General features: G+C 32.1%; 1 protein-coding gene. It reads right to left on the reverse strand.

What is annotated here, in order from left to right; genetic code table 11:
* Nucleotides 1-325: 325 nt before the first annotated feature.
* Nucleotides 326-627: SMI1/KNR4 family protein (locus AC1DTM_RS30555; RefSeq protein ID WP_477001713.1), on the reverse strand; the 302-nt coding region annotated here is incomplete at its 5' end.

The raw sequence follows: 627 nt of genomic DNA on the forward strand, positions 1-627 counted from the left end.
TTGATTAATATTCTTTATCGGATCACCGAAGTTGTCTAAAATGTACTATTCAAAGTTTTCAAGGTTGTGTCCACCTTTTATACCTATAGTCGGTTTTGCTTTAAAACCTTCTACTTCAATTAAATGCTTATCATAACCAGTCTTAAAATTCACTTTAATTTTCGGATTAACTTTAGGAACTTCACCCGTCCCCTATGTTGTACTTTTAAATAATTCGGGGAAAAAGAAGAGGCTTTCTCTGGGTCGTTAGACCATAAAGAAAGCCCCGTTTAAATTAAAGAGATTAACCGACTATTAACTAATTCGAATCAATAAAATCCTATCATTAGTTTTCAGGAATATATAAATTCTCCACAAATTCAGAGAAACTTTTAGAAATTAGTCGGATGTATTCCTCTCTTAACTCGTTATCTTCTTCAAAGTAATCCATATCACAATGATATACACTACCTCTATCTTTCCCATCAATTGATAAACAAATCAAACTCTCCGCTGGGTCAATTCCAATTGGAAGCAAATTACTTGGTACCACTTGCACCAAATTATAACTTCTTAATTTCTCTTCTAGATTTATTTCATTTTCTATTGATAGAGGAAAAAACATTGAAACAGACGATGTTATTACGC

It is taken from the genome of Bacillus sp. P4_D3 (genome assembly GCF_056401855.1).